The following is a 15843-nucleotide window of genomic DNA, read 5'->3' on the forward strand; positions in this document are numbered from 1 at the left end:
TCGGTGGCGCATTTTGTGCCGTCGATGTTGGCGGTGTTCGTAACCGAGGCCGGGGTCTCGGATCTGTCGGGTCTGCGCTACGTGTTTGCTTCGGGTGAGGCGTTGTCGCCGTCGTTGGCGGCGCGGACGCGTGCGATGCTTCCGAATGCTGCGGTGCACAATTTGTATGGTCCGACCGAGGCCGCGGTGGATGTGACGTTCCACGAGGTGACCTCGGCCGATACCGTGTCGGTTCCGATCGGTGCGCCGGTGTGGAATACGCAGGTGTTTGTGCTCGACAGCCGACTGGCGCCGGTGCCGGTGGGTGTGGCGGGTGAGTTGTATCTGTCGGGTGTGCAGTTGGCTCGTGGGTATGTGGGGCGGCCGGATTTGTCGGCGGAGCGTTTTGTGGCGTCGCCGTTCGGTGTGGGTGAGCGGTTGTATCGCACGGGTGATCTGGTGCGGTGGTCTGCTGATGGGGAGTTGGAGTACATCGGTCGTACCGATTTTCAGGTGAAGTTGCGGGGGTTGCGGATCGAGCTCGGTGAGATCGAGGCGGCGTTGGTGTCGCACGAGTCGATCAGCCAGGCTGCGGTGGTGGTGTCGGCCTCTGATCTCGGGGATCAGCTGGTGGGTTATGTGGTTCCTGTTGCGGGCGAGACTGTGGATCGTGACGAGTTGGCGGGGTTCGTCTCGGGGTTGTTGCCCGCGTATATGGTGCCGTCGGTCTTGATGGTGCTCGATGAGTTGCCGGTGGGTTCGTCGGGCAAGTTGGACCGCAAGGCGTTGCCTTCCCCTACCTTCGAAGCTCGCGAGTTCCGGGCGCCGCAGACAACCGTCGAACAGAGTGTGGCGTCGACGTTTGCGGATGTGTTGGGTCTCGAGCGGGTCGGTCTCGACGACAACTTCTTCGAGCTCGGTGGCAACTCCCTGGTCGCGACGCAGGTCGCCAGCCGGCTGCAGAAGGAGACGGGGGTCGAAGTTCGGGTCCAGTGGTTGTTCACCGACTCCTCGGTAGCTGCACTCGCGCACCGCATCGAAACCGATGCCGGGAGCGAGGAGGACTTCGATCCGCTCACGGACGGCGCCGTACAGGTTCTGCTGCCGTTCCGTACGCACGGTTCCGGAAACCCGTTGTTCTGCATCCATTCGATGTACGGACTCGCGTGGACCTACTCGGGCCTGACCGGATTCGTGGACGATCGGCCCCTGTACGGGATACAGACGCGCGCACTGTCGGACAACGACTACCTTCCCGGAACCATCGCGGAGATGGCGGACGACTATCTCCGGGAGATCAGGACGGCGCAGCCCGAGGGACCGTACAACCTGATGGGATGGTCGCTCGGAGGAGTGGTGGCACACGAAGTCGCCGTGAAGTTGCAGAAGCAGGGCGAGTTCGTGGAAAGCCTCGTGATGCTGGACAGCCACTGGGATCTCGAGGCAGCGGAGTTCCGCCGTGCCATTCGCGCCAACCTCGCACAGATCGGCGTGATGCTCGAGGACTCGGACGATGTGGCTGCCCTGTCCGACGAACACATCCGAAGACTCTGGGACACGATGGCACAGGACGTGACTGCGCTCAGCGCGCTCACCCTCGAGCGTTTCCGCAACTTGTACCGAAGCGCCGTCCGATCGGGACAACTGATCGCATCGCATCTCCCGGGAACGTTCGACGGTGACATCCTGTATTTCAGTGCAGCCAACCATCCGCCCGCCCGGCACGGAGCGGCGAAGCGGTGGGCTCACCTCGTGACCGGACATGTCACCGATGTACCGATCGACTTCAGCCACGACGACATGACCTCGACGGAGGCGCTCGCGGAGATCGGCCCCGTGCTCGACCACTACCTCAAACGGAATGTGGTGTAACAAGTTGCCGCTGGAATGCGACGCATGTAACTGTACGTAGGCTGCGATCGGGTACGTTCCGTTCGTACTCGCCTCGGACGAGGCGCCGTTGATGTCGACCACGCTGTCCAACCCGAAAAAGGTGAAAGAACCGTATGAAGCATCCGAGACGAGGATCCGGACGACTTCGCGTCCTGACTGCAGGCGCAGCATGCGCGTTGTTCTCTTCCGCTCTGCTGGTCTCCCCGGCAGCGGCTGATCCGGTCGCGGACACCCTGCAGCCGCTCGAGTCGGTGACGAGCGAGAACGGATCGCACATCAGCCGCATCGAAAAGTACGACGAGCAGCAGTTGCTGGTCTACGTTTACTCGGCCTCGATGGACAAGGAAATCCTGCTCGACGTATGGCGTCCGGCAGACATCAGTGAACCGCGCCCCACGCTGTACCTGCTCAACGGTGCCGGTGGCGGAGAAGACAGCGCGACGTGGCGTTACCGTACCGACGCCATCGACTTCTTCAAGGACAAGAATCTCAACGTCGTCTCGCCGGTCGGTGGTAAGTGGAGCTACTACACCGACTGGAATCAGGAGGACCCGGCCCTCGGCGTGAACAAATGGGAGACCTTCCTGACCAAGGAGGTTCCTCCGCTGATCGATGCGGCGCTGGGAACCAACGGTGTGAACGCGATCGCCGGTTTGTCCTCATCGGGTACCTCGGTGCTCCAGCTCGCGATCGCGGGCGGGGGTCTCTACAAGGGTGTGGCCGCCTACAGCGGATGTGCGCAGACCTCCGATCCGATCGGGCAGGAGTTCGTCAAGATCACCACCGAGGTGTGGGGCGGGGGCGACACTCGCAATATGTGGGGTGAAACCGACGATCCGACCTGGGTGGAGAAGGACCCGTACGTCAACGCCGAGAAACTTCGGGGTCTCGAGCTCTATATCTCCAACGGCAACGGACTGCCCGGACAGTACGACACCCTCTACGGCCCGGAGATCGACGGCAAGGTGGAGATTCTCGCCAATCAGGTGGTCGTGGGCGGTGTCATCGAAGCCGCGACGAATTACTGCACTCACAATCTTCGCGACCGGCTCGACGAGCTGGACATCCCCGCGACCTACAACTTCCGTGACTCCGGCACTCATTCGTGGAAGTACTGGCAGGACGACCTGAAGGATTCGTGGCCTGTGCTGCAGAAGGCCCTCGGCATCTGACATCGGCTGTGAACGCGTGAAGCCTCTCCCACCTGTGGGAGAGGCTTCACTGCTTTCTGCCGCCTGGACTGCCCGGTTCGTCAGCCGTTCTGCGCCGCGCGCCGGTACCCTCTGATCGCCGGAACGAGGAACACCGCCACGGTTCCGAGCGACCACGCAAGCGTTTTCACGAACGGTTCGGCCACCGGCCCGCCGATCGCCAGCGCGCGCATCGTGTCGATTGCGCACGACATCGGCTGGTTGGCCACGATCGGCTGGAGCCAGGTCGGGTATGCCATCACCGGCACGAATCCCGAGTTGAAGAACATGAGCATCGTGCAGACGATCGACACCAGTTCCACCAGGGGAATTCGTCCGGGAACGGTTGCCAGCACCGTCACCATCATCGCGAAGCCGATACCGAAGATCAGCGGCACCACGAAAAGCAGGACGGAAGCGCCGAGGCCCTGGGTGAACCGGAAACCCATCACCATCCCCGCGGCGACGATCACGAGCGAGGTCACGAAGACTCGTATCGTCTCTGCCATGAGGCGGCCCACGAGGCCGGCCGAACGATGGATCGGCAGGGTGTAGAAGCGTCCCAGCAGTCCGGAGTCGCGCTCGGCGCGCAGCCCGACCGCGCTCACCACCGACCCGAACATCGCGCCCACCAGCACGATCATGGGAACGGTACCGAAGATCGACGATTGCCCGGTCGCGGCGGTGATGCTGTCCCCGAGCACGATCCGGAACATCACCAGCGTCAGCGCCGGGTAGATCAACGCCTGGATCAGAGTTACCGGATCGCGCGCCCACCGCAGCAGGAGGCGCCCGCACTGCAACCGGCTGTGCTCCCACAACGCGGGGAGAGAGTTCTCGTCCCGCGCATGGTCGGCTGCCGGGTACACAACCGTGCCGTTCGGGCGTGATTCGACGGTGTCGCTCATCCGCTCACCCCCTCCTCGTCGTGGCCCAGAGAGCTGCCGGAAGACAGACCACAGCGAGCCCGATCATCCAGAACGCACTCGGCCTGAAGACTTCCCATGTCACGCCGTCCTGCGCCATGTCGCGCATCGCGAAGGAGAACTGCGAGATGGGCTGGTTGCGGACGAACGGCCTGATCCATTCGGGAAAGCCGCTCTCGGGCACGAATCCGCACGAGAGCATCCCGAGGATCAGTTGTGGGAGTGTCAGCGCCTGAGACGTCGCCTCCGGGCTCTTGGACAGGCTTCCGATCGCGTCGGCGCCCAGGCACAGCAGAACACTGATGGCGAGTGCGGTCGCGCAGAACAAGGCCGCCTGGCCGAATCCCGCCGAGAACCGGAAACCGATCGCATAGCCGAATCCGATGGCCGCAATCAGCGACACGATCGACCGGACCGTCCCGGCCGCCAATCTGGCCAGCATCGGTATCCCAGCCACCACCGGCATCGTCTGCATTCGTGTCGTCAGTCCGGTCGATGCCTCCGACGCAGCAAGCTGAGCCGCGGAGATCGCGGTGAACGCCATGGACTGCAACACGATGATCGGCATCAGGAACTGCGCGTAGTCGATGCCCTGGAGCTGCATCACGAACTTGAGAGGTAGGTAGAACCCGAGTCCGAAGACGACCGGCGCTATCACCGCGACCACGAGTTCGCCGTTGCGCGCCATCGTCCGCAGCGCGCGCGTGGTCAGCACCCACCATTGCTTCGAGGCGGCGGGCGCGATCCGGCGATGGTCTCCTCCGGGGCTGTCGCCCGAACCCGGAGTGGACGAGCCGGTCGACGGAGGGTCGGGGAGCGGCGCCCGATCGGTGCGTGTCGTCACGGTAGTTCCCCCGCCACCGCCGCCTCCGGTCGTTCTCCGGCGGACGGGTCCGCCGGCGACTCACCCGGTACGGGCGTCGCGGTGTGTCCGGTGAGACGCAGGAACACATCGTCGAGCGACGGCCTCCGAAGCCCGATATCTGCGAGGTCCACGTCGAGCGGTTCGAGGCGCCGAAGAGCCTCGGTGAGGGTCGCGGCGCCGTCGGGTGCCGGGATCGAGATCCTGTCCTCGTCTCCTTCGGTCCCGAGGGGGAACGCCGCGCGAGCGTCCGGCGGCACCATGTCACCGAGCGCCTGCGCGATGGCCGGGAGGGCGCGGGGCTCGACCGGCACGATCTCGCAGAAGCTGCCTCCTGCCGATGCCTTGAGCTGGTTGGCTGTGCCCTCGGCGATGACGGTGCCCTTGTCGATCACGATGATGTTGTCGCTCAGTACATCCGCCTCTTCGAGGTACTGGGTCGTCAGGAGCACCGTGATCCCCTGGTCCTTGAGCGCCGACACCAGCGCCCACACGCCCTGCCGGCTCCGCGGATCGAGTCCCGTGGTCGGCTCGTCGAGAAAGACCACCTCCGGGCGGACCACCAGTCCGCAGGCGATGTCGACGCGGCGTCGCATGCCGCCGGAGTAGCCTTTCACCGGGCGGCGAGCGGCTTCGACCAGATCGAACTGGCGGAGGAGGTCGTCGGCGCGCCGCTTCGCCGATGCGTTGTCGAGACCCATCAGCCGGCCGAAGAGCACGAGGTTCTCCCGGCCCGTGAGCGTGTCGTCGAGCGCCGCGAACTGGCCGGTCATCATGATGGATCGGCGCACCGCCGCAGCGTCGGTGACGACGTCGTGTCCCGCAACGACCGCTCGCCCGGAAGTGGGGCGCAACAACGTCGACAGGACCTTGACCATCGTGGTCTTTCCGGCTCCGTTGGGTCCCAGAATGGCGAGGACACGCCCCGCAGCGGCAGTGAAACCGATCCCGTCGAGGGCCTCGACATCGCCGAAAGACTTGTGCACGTCCTCCACGAGGACTGCCTGATCATGACTGTTCAGCATCACACTCCACCGTCGAACTCGGTCCCGCCCTGCATCGGGACTTCGTCTTCCCGCCGGCGGCGGTGCCGCCGACCATGACGGATGCGCTGCCGTCGAGAGGCGATGTTACCGGCGTCACTGCAACGAGGCGGGTCCAATGGTGTATCGGCGGGCCTCTGGCAACGGATGGTGGGAGGAATCGAGCCGCCGCGCCGTTTTCGAGACAAGATCACAACGGGACACCCCCGACCGGCGAATCCGGCCGATCCGTGGTCTTCTGGGGGCGTGGCAGTCCCAGTAACGCGTCGGCAGTTGATCGGGGGAGCGGCGGGCGGACTGGTCGCCTGGGGTTCGGTCTCGGCCGCTACCTCTCGGGCAGCTCGGCACAGACTGCCGGAGCCGGAGACGGTCACCGCCGGCGATCCGGCGCTGATGAGCGCCGTGGACGCCGCTGCACTTCTGCGCGCCGGCCTGTTGCATCCCCGCGAGTTGCTCGAGTCGTGCCTCAGCCGCACCCGCGCCTTCGACGGTGACGTCGGTGCCTGGGTGCGGCTCTATCCCGAACTCGCGTACGAGGCGGCCGATGCGGCGGGGGAGCGTCTCGCCCGCGCGCGACGCGAGCAGACGCACATCTCCCCGTTGTGCGGGCTGCCGATCGCGCTCAAGGACATCTTCGCGGTATCCGGTCTGCCGTTGACCGCGTCGAGCCGGGTGCTCGAGGGCAACATCGCAGCCGGTCACTCGGGGGTGTGGCGGAGGCTCGACGCGGCCGGCGCGGTACTCATGGGTCACACGCACACCGACGAGTTCGCGATGGGGGTCACGACCCCACAGGTCGGCAACCCCTGGAACACGAGATTCTCGCCCGGGGGCTCTTCGGGAGGCAGTGCAGCCGCTCTCGCGGCGCGCTTCGTGCCCCTCGCTCTGGGCAGTGACACCGGAGGCTCGGCACGACTGCCCGCCAGTGCCTGCGGAGTCTCGTCGATCAAACCCACCTACGGGGCGATCACGTCGTACGGCATGATCCCGCTCACCTGGACCCGAGACCATGTCGGGCCGATGGCGCGCAGTCTCGGAGACGCGGCCCTGCTCATGTCCGTGCTCGCGGGATCGGACGCCGACGATCCGATCACGTCCCTCGGGCGCCCGGTTCCGGAGGGCGGATACCCGCTCGCTGCTCGCGGCGGAGCGGCGCCTCTCTCCGGAATCAGGATCGGGGTACCGGTCGATTCCCGTCCCGCACCCGTGGCCGCGGTGCAGCGGGTCGTCGACGGATTCCTCGACGTCGTACGTTCGCTCGGCGCTGTGACCGTGCCGGTGACCATGCCGCCTCTGCCGTCGTCGCTCGCGACGGGCGATCAGGTGGAGATGGGCTCCTACCATCAGCAGTTCGCAGATCGGCTCGGGCTGTACCGGCCGGACAAGGCGGTGCTGGTGTCCGCGGCCGTCGCGTCGCTGGGGGTGCCCGTCGGTGACTACTTCCAGTTCGAACGCGACCGGCTTCGCTACCAATCGGAGTACAACCGGATGTTCGCCGATCAGGATCTCGATGCCATTGCGGTGGCGGGGTCGGCGGTCGACGGTGCGCGTCGCGACGAGTTCCTCGGCGTCAGCGTCACGGCGGGTGTGGTGGGCGACGTGCGGTGGGCGAACTACGCGGGCGCGCCCGTGGTGACGCTTCCGGCGGGGCGGTCGGGGGACACGGGGATGCCGGTGGGGGTGCAACTCGGCGCGCGCCCCTGGCAGGATGCCGAACTCATCGCGCTCGGCCTGGAAGTGCAAGCAGCACTGCCGGTTTGGCGTGACGAACCGGTACTCGTACCGGCGATCGCTCGTGTTCCCGAGGTGGGGAGGGTGCAGCCGGGGCGAGGGCCCGATCCCACCAACACCGTCGGCGCGGCGGCGCCGTTGCGCACGCCCGCGATGAATCCGGTGGGGTAGCCGGCACCGGTTGCCGGGTGAGCGAGACCACGAAGGGCGCCGAGTTGAACTCTCGCGTGGACTCCTGCATACTGGTCGGGTTGCCTTGACCGGGCCATGGGTTGTTTCGCGGCTCGGATCGGGAAATCGTGACAGTCGCTGATCGGCCCGAGGGTTGGTTGCGGCCACAATGCAAGACGGAAGCAGTACCAGCGTGCGCTCGTATGAGTGCATTCGGTCCCGTTCTTTGCGGTGTCGAAGCCCAGAGCTTCGTCGCCGGGGAATGAGCGACTGGGCGACACGCCCGACCGCGTGGACCGGAGAACAATGACAGATGAACAGCGGCAGCGGATCGGGTGACCCCGGCTCGCAATGTGTATTCCAGTGCTGTTCTCTGTCGCCGTTCCCCTGGGGAACTGTGCAGACGAGGTGGTTCCCGGCTTGATCGGGTGCTACGAAACGCGGCAAGAAAAGGACACTAAGCGTGGCGGGACAGAAGATCCGCATCAGGCTCAAGGCCTATGACCACGAGGCGATCGACGCATCTGCGCGCAAGATCGTCGAGACGGTCACCCGTACGGGTGCCCGCGTGGTCGGCCCGGTGCCGTTGCCTACAGAAAAGAACGTGTACTGCGTCATTCGTTCGCCGCACAAGTACAAGGACTCGCGCGAGCACTTCGAGATGCGTACCCACAAGCGGCTGATCGACATCCTCGACCCGACGCCGAAGACTGTCGACGCGCTCATGCGCATCGACCTTCCGGCGAGCGTCGATGTCAACATTCAGTGAGCTTCGGAAGACGCAGCGGAGATAACACATGACTAACCAGATCAAGGGAATCCTGGGCACCAAGCTCGGCATGACCCAGGTCTTCGACGAGAACAACCGGGTCGTTCCGGTGACCGTCGTCAAGGCCGGACCGAACGTGGTCACGCAGGTTCGCACCGAGGAGCGCGACGGTTACAACGCCGTGCAGCTCGCGTTCGGTGCCATCGCGCCTCGCAAGGTCAACAAGCCCGTCCGCGGCCAGTTCGACAAGGCCGGCGTGACCCCGCGCCGCCACCTCGTCGAGCTTCGCGTCGAGGACACCTCGGACTACGAGGTCGGCCAGGAGCTCACCGCAGAGGTTTTCGAGGACGGCGCATTCGTCGACGTCACCGGCACCTCCAAGGGCAAGGGCTTCGCCGGCACCATGAAGCGTCACGGCTTCGCGGGCCAGGGTGCCTCGCACGGTGCGCAGGCTGTGCACCGTCGTCCGGGTTCCATCGGTGGCTGCGCCACCCCGGGCCGCGTGTTCAAGGGCACGCGCATGTCCGGCCGGATGGGCTCCGACCGCATCACGACGCAGAACCTCTCGGTCCACAAGGTGGATGCCGAGAACGGTCTGCTCCTGATCAAGGGCGCGATCCCCGGCCGTAAGGGCGGCCTCGTGATCGTCAAGACTGCAGTGAAGGGTGGTGCACGGGCATGAGCACCGAGACCGCAACCAAGCTGACACTGGACGTCAAGGCGCCCGGTGGCCAGTCCAACGGCACCGTCGATCTCCCCTCGGAGATCTTCGACGCTCCCGCGAACATCGCGTTGCTGCACCAGGTCGTCGTCGCACAGCTTGCGGCGGCTCGCCAGGGCACGCACTCCACGAAGACTCGTGGCGAGGTCCGCGGCGGCGGCAAGAAGCCGTACCGCCAGAAGGGCACCGGCCGCGCCCGCCAGGGTTCGACCCGTGCACCGCAGTTCGTCGGTGGCGGCGTCGTCCACGGCCCGCAGCCGCGCGACTACTCGCAGCGCACCCCCAAGAAGATGAAGGCTGCCGCTCTCCGCGGTGCCCTCTCCGACCGGGCACGCAACGAGCGCATCCACGTGATCACCGAACTCGTCGCGGGTCAGACCCCGTCGACGAAGAGTGCTCGCACGTTCCTCGGCGAAATCAGCGACCGCAAGAAGGTCCTGCTCGTCGTCGGCCGTGAAGACGTGGCGGCGTGGAAGTCGGTGCAGAACCTTCCGAACGTCCACGCGCTCGCGCCGGATCAGCTGAACACCTACGACGTGCTCTACAGCGACGACGTCGTGTTCAGCGTCGAAGCGCTGAACGCGTTCATCCACGGCCCGGCAGAGTCCGGCCAGGAATTCAAGGAGGAGACCAAGTGAGCACGATCGCCGATCCGCGCGACATCCTGCTGGCTCCCGTCATCTCCGAGAAGTCCTATGGACTGATGGAAGACGGCACGTACACCTTCCTGGTTCACCCGGACTCGAACAAGACGCAGATCAAGATTGCCGTCGAGAAGGTCTTCGGCGTCAAGGTGACCAGCGTCAACACCGCGAACCGTCAGGGCAAGCGCAAGCGGACCCGCTCCGGTTACGGCAAGCGCAAGGACACCAAGCGCGCGCTCGTGACCCTGGCCGCCGACAGCAAGCCCATCGAGATCTTCGGAGGCCCGGTCGCGTAGCGATCGGAACTCTCGAGAGATAGAGGACGAGAAGACTCATGGCAATCCGTAAGTACAAGCCGACTACGCCGGGCCGTCGTGGCGCCAGCGTGTCGGACTTCGCCGAGATCACTCGGTCGACGCCCGAAAAGTCGCTGGTTCGCCCGCTTCACGGTCGTGGTGGACGTAATGCGCACGGTCGCATCACCACCCGGCACAAGGGTGGCGGCCACAAGCGCGCCTACCGCCTGATCGATTTCCGTCGCAACGACAAGGACGGAATCCCGGCGAAGGTCGCTCACATCGAGTACGACCCCAACCGCACCGCTCGCATCGCGCTGCTCCACTACGTGGACGGCGAGAAGCGCTACATCATCGCCCCCAAGGGCCTGATGCAGGGTGCTCCGGTCGAGTCCGGCCCCACGGCCGACATCAAGCCGGGTAACAACCTGCCGCTGCGCAACATCCCGACCGGTACCACCATCCACGCAGTCGAGCTGCGTCCGGGTGGCGGCGCCAAGATGGCACGTTCCGCCGGCGCGAGCATCCAGCTCCTCGGTAAGGAAGGCACCTACGCCACGCTGCGTATGCCGTCCGGTGAAATCCGTCGCGTCGACGTGCGCTGCCGCGCCACCGTCGGCGAGGTCGGCAACGCCGAGCAGTCGAACATCAACTGGGGTAAGGCCGGCCGTATGCGGTGGAAGGGCAAGCGCCCGACCGTCCGTGGTGTCGTGATGAACCCGGTCGACCACCCGCACGGTGGTGGCGAGGGCAAGACCTCGGGTGGTCGCCACCCGGTCAGCCCCTGGGGTAAGCCGGAAGGCCGTACCCGCAAGAACAAGGCGTCCGACAAGCTCATCGTCCGTCGCCGCCGTACCGGTAAAAAGCGCTAGTCAAGGAGGGAGTTAGAGAATGCCACGCAGCCTCAAGAAGGGCCCGTTCGTCGACGACCACCTCCTGGCGAAGGTCGACGTCCAGAACGAGAAGGGCACCAAGCAGGTCATCAAGACCTGGTCGCGCCGTTCCACGATTCTGCCGGACTTCATCGGTCACACGTTTGCCGTCCATGACGGACGCAAGCACGTGCCGGTGTTCATCTCGGATTCGATGGTCGGCCACAAGCTCGGTGAATTCGCACCGACCCGTACGTTCAAGGGCCACATCAAGGACGACCGGAAGAGCAAGCGTCGATGAGCACTGAAACCACAACCAACAGCGCTCGGGCTGTTGCGCGCCACGTGCGCGTAACCCCGATGAAGGCGCGCCGCGTCGTCGACATCGTTCGCGGTAAGTCCGTCGAGGAAGCCCTCGCAATCCTCAAGTTCGCGCCGCAGGCCGCGGCCGAGCCGGTCGCCAAGGTGATCGCCTCTGCTGCTGCGAACGCGCAGAACAATTACAACCTCGACCCCAGCACGCTCGTCGTCGCGACGGCGTATGTGGACGAGGGTGCGACCCTGAAGCGGTTCCAGCCGCGTGCCCAGGGCCGTGCGTTCCGAATCCGCAAGCGGTCGAGCCACATCACCGTGATCGTGGAAAGCGTCGCATCTCGGTCGGGTTCGACTCGCAACCGCCGGAAGGGAGCTCAGTAGTGGGCCAGAAGATCAACCCGCACGGCTTCCGTCTGGGCATCACCACCGACTGGAAGTCGCGTTGGTACGCAGACAAGCAGTACGCGGAATACGTCAAGGAAGACGTCGCGATCCGTAAGTTCCTGGCCTCCGGCCTCGAGCGTGCAGGCATCGCGAAGGTCGAAATCGAGCGCACCCGTGACCGTGTGCGTGTGGACATCCACACCGCACGCCCGGGCATCGTCATCGGTCGCCGCGGCGCCGAGGCCGATCGCATTCGCGCCGAGCTCGAGAAGCTGACCGGTAAGCAGGTTCAGCTGAACATCCTCGAGGTCAAGAACTCGGAGTCCGAGGCTCAGCTGGTGGCGCAGGGCGTCGCCGAGCAGCTCTCGAACCGTGTTGCCTTCCGTCGGGCGATGCGCAAGGCCATTCAGTCGGCCATGCGTCAGCCCAACGTCAAGGGCATCCGCGTGCAGTGCTCGGGCCGCCTCGGTGGCGCCGAGATGTCGCGCTCGGAGTTCTACCGTGAGGGTCGGGTTCCGCTGCACACGCTGCGTGCGGACATCGACTACGGCCTGTACGAGGCCAAGACCACCTTCGGTCGTATCGGCGTGAAGGTCTGGATCTACAAGGGCGACATCGTTGGTGGCCGTCGTGAGCTCGCTGCTGCTGCAGCTGCTCCCGCCGACCGTCCGCGTCGTGAGCGTCCCAGCCGCCCGCGTCGTTCCGGCGCGTCGGGCACCACGGCGACGAGCACCGACGCCGGCCGCGCAGCCTCGGCCGACGCCCCCGCTTCGACTGAGAACAAGGAGGGCTGACGCATGTTGATCCCACGGCGGGTCAAACACCGCAAGCAGCACCATCCGAGCCGTACGGGTGCCGCCAAGGGCGGAACCCAGGTGACCTTCGGTGAGTGGGGCATCCAGGCTCTCGAGCCGGCCTACATCACCAACCGGCAGATCGAGTCCGCTCGTATCGCCATGACCCGGCACATCAAGCGTGGCGGCAAGATCTGGATCAACATCTTCCCGGATCGCCCCCTCACGAAGAAGCCGGCCGAAACCCGCATGGGTTCCGGTAAGGGTTCCCCCGAGTGGTGGGTCGCGAACGTCAAGCCCGGTCGGGTCCTGTTCGAGATGAGCTACCCGAACGAGGAGATTGCTCGCGAGGCCCTGCGTCGCGCGATGCACAAGCTCCCCTGCAAGTGCCGCATCGTGACGAGGGAGGAGCAGTTCTGATGGCTACCGGTACCCCCGCCGCGGAACTCCGCGAGCTGAGCGACGCAGAGCTGGCCGACAAGGTCCGTGAGTTCAAGGAAGAGCTGTTCAACCTGCGCTTCCAGATGGCCACCGGACAGTTGGACAACAACCGTCGGCTGCGTGTCGTTCGCAACGAGATCGCACGTATCTACACGGTGCTGCGCGAGCGTGAGCTCGGACTGGCCACCGGCCCGAACACGGGTGATGTGGCATGAGTGAGGAAAAGACAGTGAGCACAAACGAAGACCGCGCGAGCCGCAAGGTTCGCATCGGCTATGTCGTCTCGGACAAGATGGAAAAGACCATCGTTGTCGAGCTCGAGGATCGTGTGAAGCACCCGCTGTACGGCAAGATCATCCGCCGTACCACCCGGGTGAAGGCACACGACGAGAACAGCCTCGCCGGCGTCGGCGACCGCGTGCAGCTGATGGAGACCCGTCCGCTGTCCGCGTCGAAGCGGTGGCGTCTGGTCGAGGTGCTCGAGAAGGCCAAGTAGGCTTCCGGCATCGTCGGTGAAGTACCTCGACAGCACCCCCGGCACCCGATCACTCGGGTGGTGGGGGTGCTGTTCTTCGCCGTAGTGACGTACGGAACGGGCCGGCACAGCCGGACCCGGGGCATGGGACCGAGCACACGGTTCGCTAATTTGCCCTGGGTACGGTATATGGCCTACTCTGGACGGGTTGCTCACGGGACCCGTGCGCCCAGCGTATGTGCGCCGCGAGCAAACGACGACCGCGTACGTCCAGGTCGGAAATCTGACGTACATACCAATCCAGGTCAAGGAGAAGTAAGTGATCCAGCAGGAGTCGCGACTGCGCGTCGCCGACAACACGGGTGCCAAGGAGATTCTCTGCATCCGCGTTCTCGGTGGCTCGTCCCGTCGCTACGCCGGTATCGGTGACATCATCGTCGGCACCGTCAAGGAGGCGATCCCCGGCGGCAACGTCAAGCGTGGTGAGGTCGTCAAGGCCGTTATCGTGCGCACCACCAAGGAGCGCCGCCGGCCGGACGGCTCGTACATCAAGTTCGACGAGAACGCTGCCGTCCTCATCAAGGGCGACAACGATCCTCGCGGAACCCGCATCTTCGGACCCGTCGGTCGCGAGCTTCGCGACAAGCGCTTCATGAAGATCGTCTCGCTTGCTCCGGAGGTGCTGTGATGAAGGTGCACAAGGGCGACACCGTTCTCGTCATCTCGGGTAAGGACAAGGGCGCCAAGGGCAAGGTCATCGAGGCCTACCCGAAGCAGAACCGTGTCCTCGTCGAGGGCGTGAACCGCATCAAGAAGCACACCGCAGTCTCGGCCAACGAGCGTGGTGCCTCCACCGGCGGCATCGTCACGCAAGAGGCCCCGATCCACGTTTCCAACGTTGCGGTCATCGACTCGGACGGCAACGCCACGCGCGTGGGCTACCGCGTCGACGAGGAGACCGGCAAGCGCGTTCGGATTTCCCGGAAGAACGGGAAGGACATCTGACATGACCACCACTGAGACCAAGACCATGCCGCGCCTGAAGGTGCGGTACCGCGAGGAGATCCGCGACGCGCTGCAGTCGGAATACGGCTACGCGAACGTCATGCAGATCCCCGGCGTCGTGAAGGTCGTCGTCAACATGGGTGTCGGCGACGCCGCCCGCGACGCGAAGCTGATCAACGGCGCGGTCAACGACCTCGCACTGATCACCGGCCAGAAGCCCGAGATCCGCAAGGCACGTAAGTCCATCGCACAGTTCAAGCTGCGCGAAGGCATGCCGATCGGTGCCCGCGTCACGCTTCGTGGCGACCGCATGTGGGAGTTCCTGGACCGTCTCGTGTCCATCGCGCTGCCCCGTATCCGGGACTTCCGCGGCCTCAACGGCAACCAGTTCGACGGAAACGGCAACTACACGTTCGGCCTGAACGAGCAGTCGATGTTCCACGAGATCGACGTGGACAAGATCGATCGCCCGCGCGGCATGGACATCACCGTCGTCACGACCGCCACCAACAACGAAGAAGGCCGTGCCCTGCTCAAGCACCTCGGCTTCCCGTTCAAGGAGAACTGAGCCCATGGCTAAGAAGGCACTGGTCAACAAGGCCAACAAGAAGCCGAAGTTCGCGGTGCGCGCCTACACCCGCTGCCAGCGCTGCGGGCGCCCGCACTCGGTCTTCCGCAAGTTCGGACTCTGCCGCATCTGCCTTCGCGAGATGGCACACCGCGGTGAGCTTCCGGGAGTTCACAAGAGCTCCTGGTGACGTGAACGGTGGGCGGAGCGCCGACGGCCTCCGCCCACCGCCACGCTGTCATGGGTTCGCGGCACCGCCGCGAACCCGCATCGAAACCGAGTTCGATGTAGGCCCACGGCCGGGATATCCCGGTGTTGCATGGGAACCGCACCGAGAAAGGTGTACAGGTCAGCCATGACCATGACCGACCCCATCGCAGACTTCTTGACGCGTCTGCGTAACGCCAATACGGCGTACCACGACGAGGTCAAGCTCCCGTCCTCGAAGATCAAGGTGAACATCGCCGAGATCCTCAAGCGCGAGGGCTACATCTCCGACTACCGCACCGAGGACGCCGAGGTGGGCACGACCCTCATCGTCGACCTCAAGTACGGCCCTTCCCGTGAGCGCAGCCTTGCAGGCGTGCGCCGCGTGTCGAAGCCCGGCCTGCGCGTGTACGCGAAATCCACCAACCTGCCCAAGGTCCTGGGCGGCCTCGGCGTGGCGATTATCTCCACGTCTTCCGGCCTGCTCACCGATCGCCAGGCGGCCAAGCAGAAGGTGGGCGGGGAAGTCCTCGCCTACGTCTGGTAAGGGAGGCCAC

22 protein-coding genes are annotated in these 15843 nt (G+C 65.2%); 19 read left to right on the plus strand and 3 right to left on the minus strand.

What is annotated here, in order from left to right:
- Together HF886_RS03615 and HF886_RS03620 are read left to right on the plus strand one after the other, a co-directional pair.
- Positions 1-1851 (plus strand): thioesterase domain-containing protein (locus HF886_RS03615; protein WP_169651616.1); only part of this gene is annotated, 1851 nt, incomplete at its 5' end.
- 134 nt (positions 1852-1985) lie between these two features.
- Positions 1986-3044, plus strand: a complete 1059-nt coding sequence (locus HF886_RS03620) for an alpha/beta hydrolase family protein (protein ID WP_169619977.1) — start codon at positions 1986-1988, stop codon at positions 3042-3044.
- 80 nt (positions 3045-3124) lie between these two features.
- On the opposite strand, the gene HF886_RS03625 is transcribed toward HF886_RS03620, so the two are convergent.
- The 3 genes from HF886_RS03625 to HF886_RS03635 all read right to left on the minus strand — a co-directional run bounded on the left by HF886_RS03625 (position 3125) and on the right by HF886_RS03635 (position 5875).
- On the minus strand, positions 3125-3970 hold the full coding sequence (locus HF886_RS03625) for an ABC transporter permease (RefSeq protein WP_169619976.1): 846 nt from the start codon (positions 3968-3970) through the stop codon (positions 3125-3127).
- A 4-nt stretch (positions 3971-3974) separates the two neighbouring features.
- Positions 3975-4733 (minus strand): ABC transporter permease, encoded by a 759-nt coding sequence (locus HF886_RS03630; protein WP_296551777.1) that lies wholly within the window; start codon positions 4731-4733, stop codon positions 3975-3977.
- Positions 4734-4828: 95 nt separating this feature from the next.
- The gene (locus HF886_RS03635) at positions 4829-5875 is read right to left on the minus strand and encodes an ATP-binding cassette domain-containing protein (protein WP_169619974.1); all 1047 of its coding nucleotides are present in this window, start codon (positions 5873-5875) and stop codon (positions 4829-4831) included.
- A 264-nt stretch (positions 5876-6139) separates the two neighbouring features.
- Between HF886_RS03635 and HF886_RS03640 the strand changes: the two genes are divergently transcribed.
- The 17 genes from HF886_RS03640 to rpsH all read left to right on the plus strand — a co-directional run bounded on the left by HF886_RS03640 (position 6140) and on the right by rpsH (position 15833).
- Positions 6140-7795, plus strand: coding sequence for an amidase (locus tag HF886_RS03640; RefSeq protein ID WP_346765058.1), 1656 nt, complete (start codon positions 6140-6142; stop codon positions 7793-7795).
- A 463-nt stretch (positions 7796-8258) separates the two neighbouring features.
- Positions 8259-8564, plus strand: coding sequence for a 30S ribosomal protein S10 (rpsJ, locus tag HF886_RS03645; protein WP_003938093.1), 306 nt, complete (start codon positions 8259-8261; stop codon positions 8562-8564).
- 28 nt (positions 8565-8592) lie between these two features.
- The gene (rplC, locus tag HF886_RS03650; RefSeq protein ID WP_169619973.1) at positions 8593-9246 is read left to right on the plus strand and encodes a 50S ribosomal protein L3; all 654 of its coding nucleotides are present in this window, start codon (positions 8593-8595) and stop codon (positions 9244-9246) included.
- The gene (rplD, locus tag HF886_RS03655) at positions 9243-9923 is read left to right on the plus strand and encodes a 50S ribosomal protein L4 (RefSeq protein WP_169619972.1); all 681 of its coding nucleotides are present in this window, start codon (positions 9243-9245) and stop codon (positions 9921-9923) included. The genes rplC and rplD overlap by 4 nt, the downstream gene beginning before the upstream one ends.
- Complete coding sequence (rplW, locus tag HF886_RS03660) at positions 9920-10225, plus strand: 50S ribosomal protein L23 (RefSeq protein WP_072813738.1); 306 nt, start codon at positions 9920-9922, stop codon at positions 10223-10225. The genes rplD and rplW overlap by 4 nt, the downstream gene beginning before the upstream one ends.
- A 38-nt stretch (positions 10226-10263) precedes the next feature.
- Positions 10264-11097: a 50S ribosomal protein L2 gene (rplB, locus tag HF886_RS03665; RefSeq protein WP_169619971.1), complete on the plus strand. Its 834-nt coding sequence runs from the start codon at positions 10264-10266 to the stop codon at positions 11095-11097.
- Positions 11098-11116: 19 nt separating this feature from the next.
- Entirely contained in the window at positions 11117-11398 is a 282-nt protein-coding gene (rpsS, locus tag HF886_RS03670; RefSeq protein ID WP_072699610.1) for a 30S ribosomal protein S19, read from the plus strand.
- A complete protein-coding gene (gene rplV / locus HF886_RS03675; RefSeq protein WP_169619970.1) occupies positions 11395-11793 on the plus strand; it encodes a 50S ribosomal protein L22 in 399 nt (132 codons plus the stop codon). The genes rpsS and rplV overlap by 4 nt, the downstream gene beginning before the upstream one ends.
- Entirely contained in the window at positions 11793-12590 is a 798-nt protein-coding gene (rpsC, locus tag HF886_RS03680; protein ID WP_072699608.1) for a 30S ribosomal protein S3, read from the plus strand. Before rplV ends, rpsC begins: the two co-directional genes overlap by 1 nt.
- Positions 12591-12593: 3 nt before the next feature.
- Complete coding sequence (gene rplP / locus HF886_RS03685) at positions 12594-13010, plus strand: 50S ribosomal protein L16 (RefSeq protein WP_072699607.1); 417 nt, start codon at positions 12594-12596, stop codon at positions 13008-13010.
- The gene (rpmC, locus tag HF886_RS03690; RefSeq protein ID WP_072699606.1) at positions 13010-13246 is read left to right on the plus strand and encodes a 50S ribosomal protein L29; all 237 of its coding nucleotides are present in this window, start codon (positions 13010-13012) and stop codon (positions 13244-13246) included. The genes rplP and rpmC overlap by 1 nt, the downstream gene beginning before the upstream one ends.
- Positions 13243-13527, plus strand: a complete 285-nt coding sequence (gene rpsQ / locus HF886_RS03695; protein WP_169619969.1) for a 30S ribosomal protein S17 — start codon at positions 13243-13245, stop codon at positions 13525-13527. Before rpmC ends, rpsQ begins: the two co-directional genes overlap by 4 nt.
- A gap of 298 nt (positions 13528-13825) precedes the next feature.
- Positions 13826-14194 (plus strand): 50S ribosomal protein L14, encoded by a 369-nt coding sequence (rplN, locus tag HF886_RS03700; RefSeq protein WP_072699604.1) that lies wholly within the window; start codon positions 13826-13828, stop codon positions 14192-14194.
- On the plus strand, positions 14194-14511 hold the full coding sequence (gene rplX, locus HF886_RS03705; protein ID WP_072699603.1) for a 50S ribosomal protein L24: 318 nt from the start codon (positions 14194-14196) through the stop codon (positions 14509-14511). Before rplN ends, rplX begins: the two co-directional genes overlap by 1 nt.
- Before the next feature lies 1 nt (position 14512).
- The gene (gene rplE, locus HF886_RS03710) at positions 14513-15079 is read left to right on the plus strand and encodes a 50S ribosomal protein L5 (protein ID WP_169619968.1); all 567 of its coding nucleotides are present in this window, start codon (positions 14513-14515) and stop codon (positions 15077-15079) included.
- A gap of 4 nt (positions 15080-15083) precedes the next feature.
- Positions 15084-15269: a type Z 30S ribosomal protein S14 gene (locus HF886_RS03715; RefSeq protein WP_006554598.1), complete on the plus strand. Its 186-nt coding sequence runs from the start codon at positions 15084-15086 to the stop codon at positions 15267-15269.
- A 165-nt stretch (positions 15270-15434) separates the two neighbouring features.
- Positions 15435-15833: a 30S ribosomal protein S8 gene (gene rpsH / locus HF886_RS03720; protein ID WP_169619967.1), complete on the plus strand. Its 399-nt coding sequence runs from the start codon at positions 15435-15437 to the stop codon at positions 15831-15833.
- Positions 15834-15843 lie beyond the last annotated feature (10 nt).

Origin of the sequence: Rhodococcus sp. 105337, assembly GCF_012844225.1 — a bacterium.
Lineage (GTDB): Bacteria > Actinomycetota > Actinomycetes > Mycobacteriales > Mycobacteriaceae > Rhodococcus.

What these genes read in the sequence shown, in the direction of transcription:
- rplC (WP_169619973.1), top strand. Translation starts at nt 8,593, where the DNA reads ATGACTAACCAGATCAAGGGAATCCTGGGCACCAAGCTCGGCATGACC.
- rplP (WP_072699607.1), top strand. Translation starts at nt 12,594, where the DNA reads ATGTTGATCCCACGGCGGGTCAAACACCGCAAGCAGCACCATCCGAGC.
- rplB (WP_169619971.1), top strand. Translation starts at nt 10,264, where the DNA reads ATGGCAATCCGTAAGTACAAGCCGACTACGCCGGGCCGTCGTGGCGCC.
- rplV (WP_169619970.1), top strand. Translation starts at nt 11,395, where the DNA reads ATGAGCACTGAAACCACAACCAACAGCGCTCGGGCTGTTGCGCGCCAC.
- HF886_RS03620 (WP_169619977.1), top strand. Translation starts at nt 1,986, where the DNA reads ATGAAGCATCCGAGACGAGGATCCGGACGACTTCGCGTCCTGACTGCA.
- rplE (WP_169619968.1), top strand. Translation starts at nt 14,513, where the DNA reads ATGACCACCACTGAGACCAAGACCATGCCGCGCCTGAAGGTGCGGTAC.
- HF886_RS03625 (WP_169619976.1), bottom strand. Translation starts at nt 3,970, where the DNA reads ATGAGCGACACCGTCGAATCACGCCCGAACGGCACGGTTGTGTACCCG.
- rpsQ (WP_169619969.1), top strand. Translation starts at nt 13,243, where the DNA reads ATGAGTGAGGAAAAGACAGTGAGCACAAACGAAGACCGCGCGAGCCGC.
- HF886_RS03635 (WP_169619974.1), bottom strand. Translation starts at nt 5,875, where the DNA reads ATGCTGAACAGTCATGATCAGGCAGTCCTCGTGGAGGACGTGCACAAG.
- rpsH (WP_169619967.1), top strand. Translation starts at nt 15,435, where the DNA reads ATGACCATGACCGACCCCATCGCAGACTTCTTGACGCGTCTGCGTAAC.
- rpmC (WP_072699606.1), top strand. Translation starts at nt 13,010, where the DNA reads ATGGCTACCGGTACCCCCGCCGCGGAACTCCGCGAGCTGAGCGACGCA.
- rplD (WP_169619972.1), top strand. Translation starts at nt 9,243, where the DNA reads ATGAGCACCGAGACCGCAACCAAGCTGACACTGGACGTCAAGGCGCCC.
- HF886_RS03715 (WP_006554598.1), top strand. Translation starts at nt 15,084, where the DNA reads ATGGCTAAGAAGGCACTGGTCAACAAGGCCAACAAGAAGCCGAAGTTC.
- rpsS (WP_072699610.1), top strand. Translation starts at nt 11,117, where the DNA reads ATGCCACGCAGCCTCAAGAAGGGCCCGTTCGTCGACGACCACCTCCTG.
- rplX (WP_072699603.1), top strand. Translation starts at nt 14,194, where the DNA reads ATGAAGGTGCACAAGGGCGACACCGTTCTCGTCATCTCGGGTAAGGAC.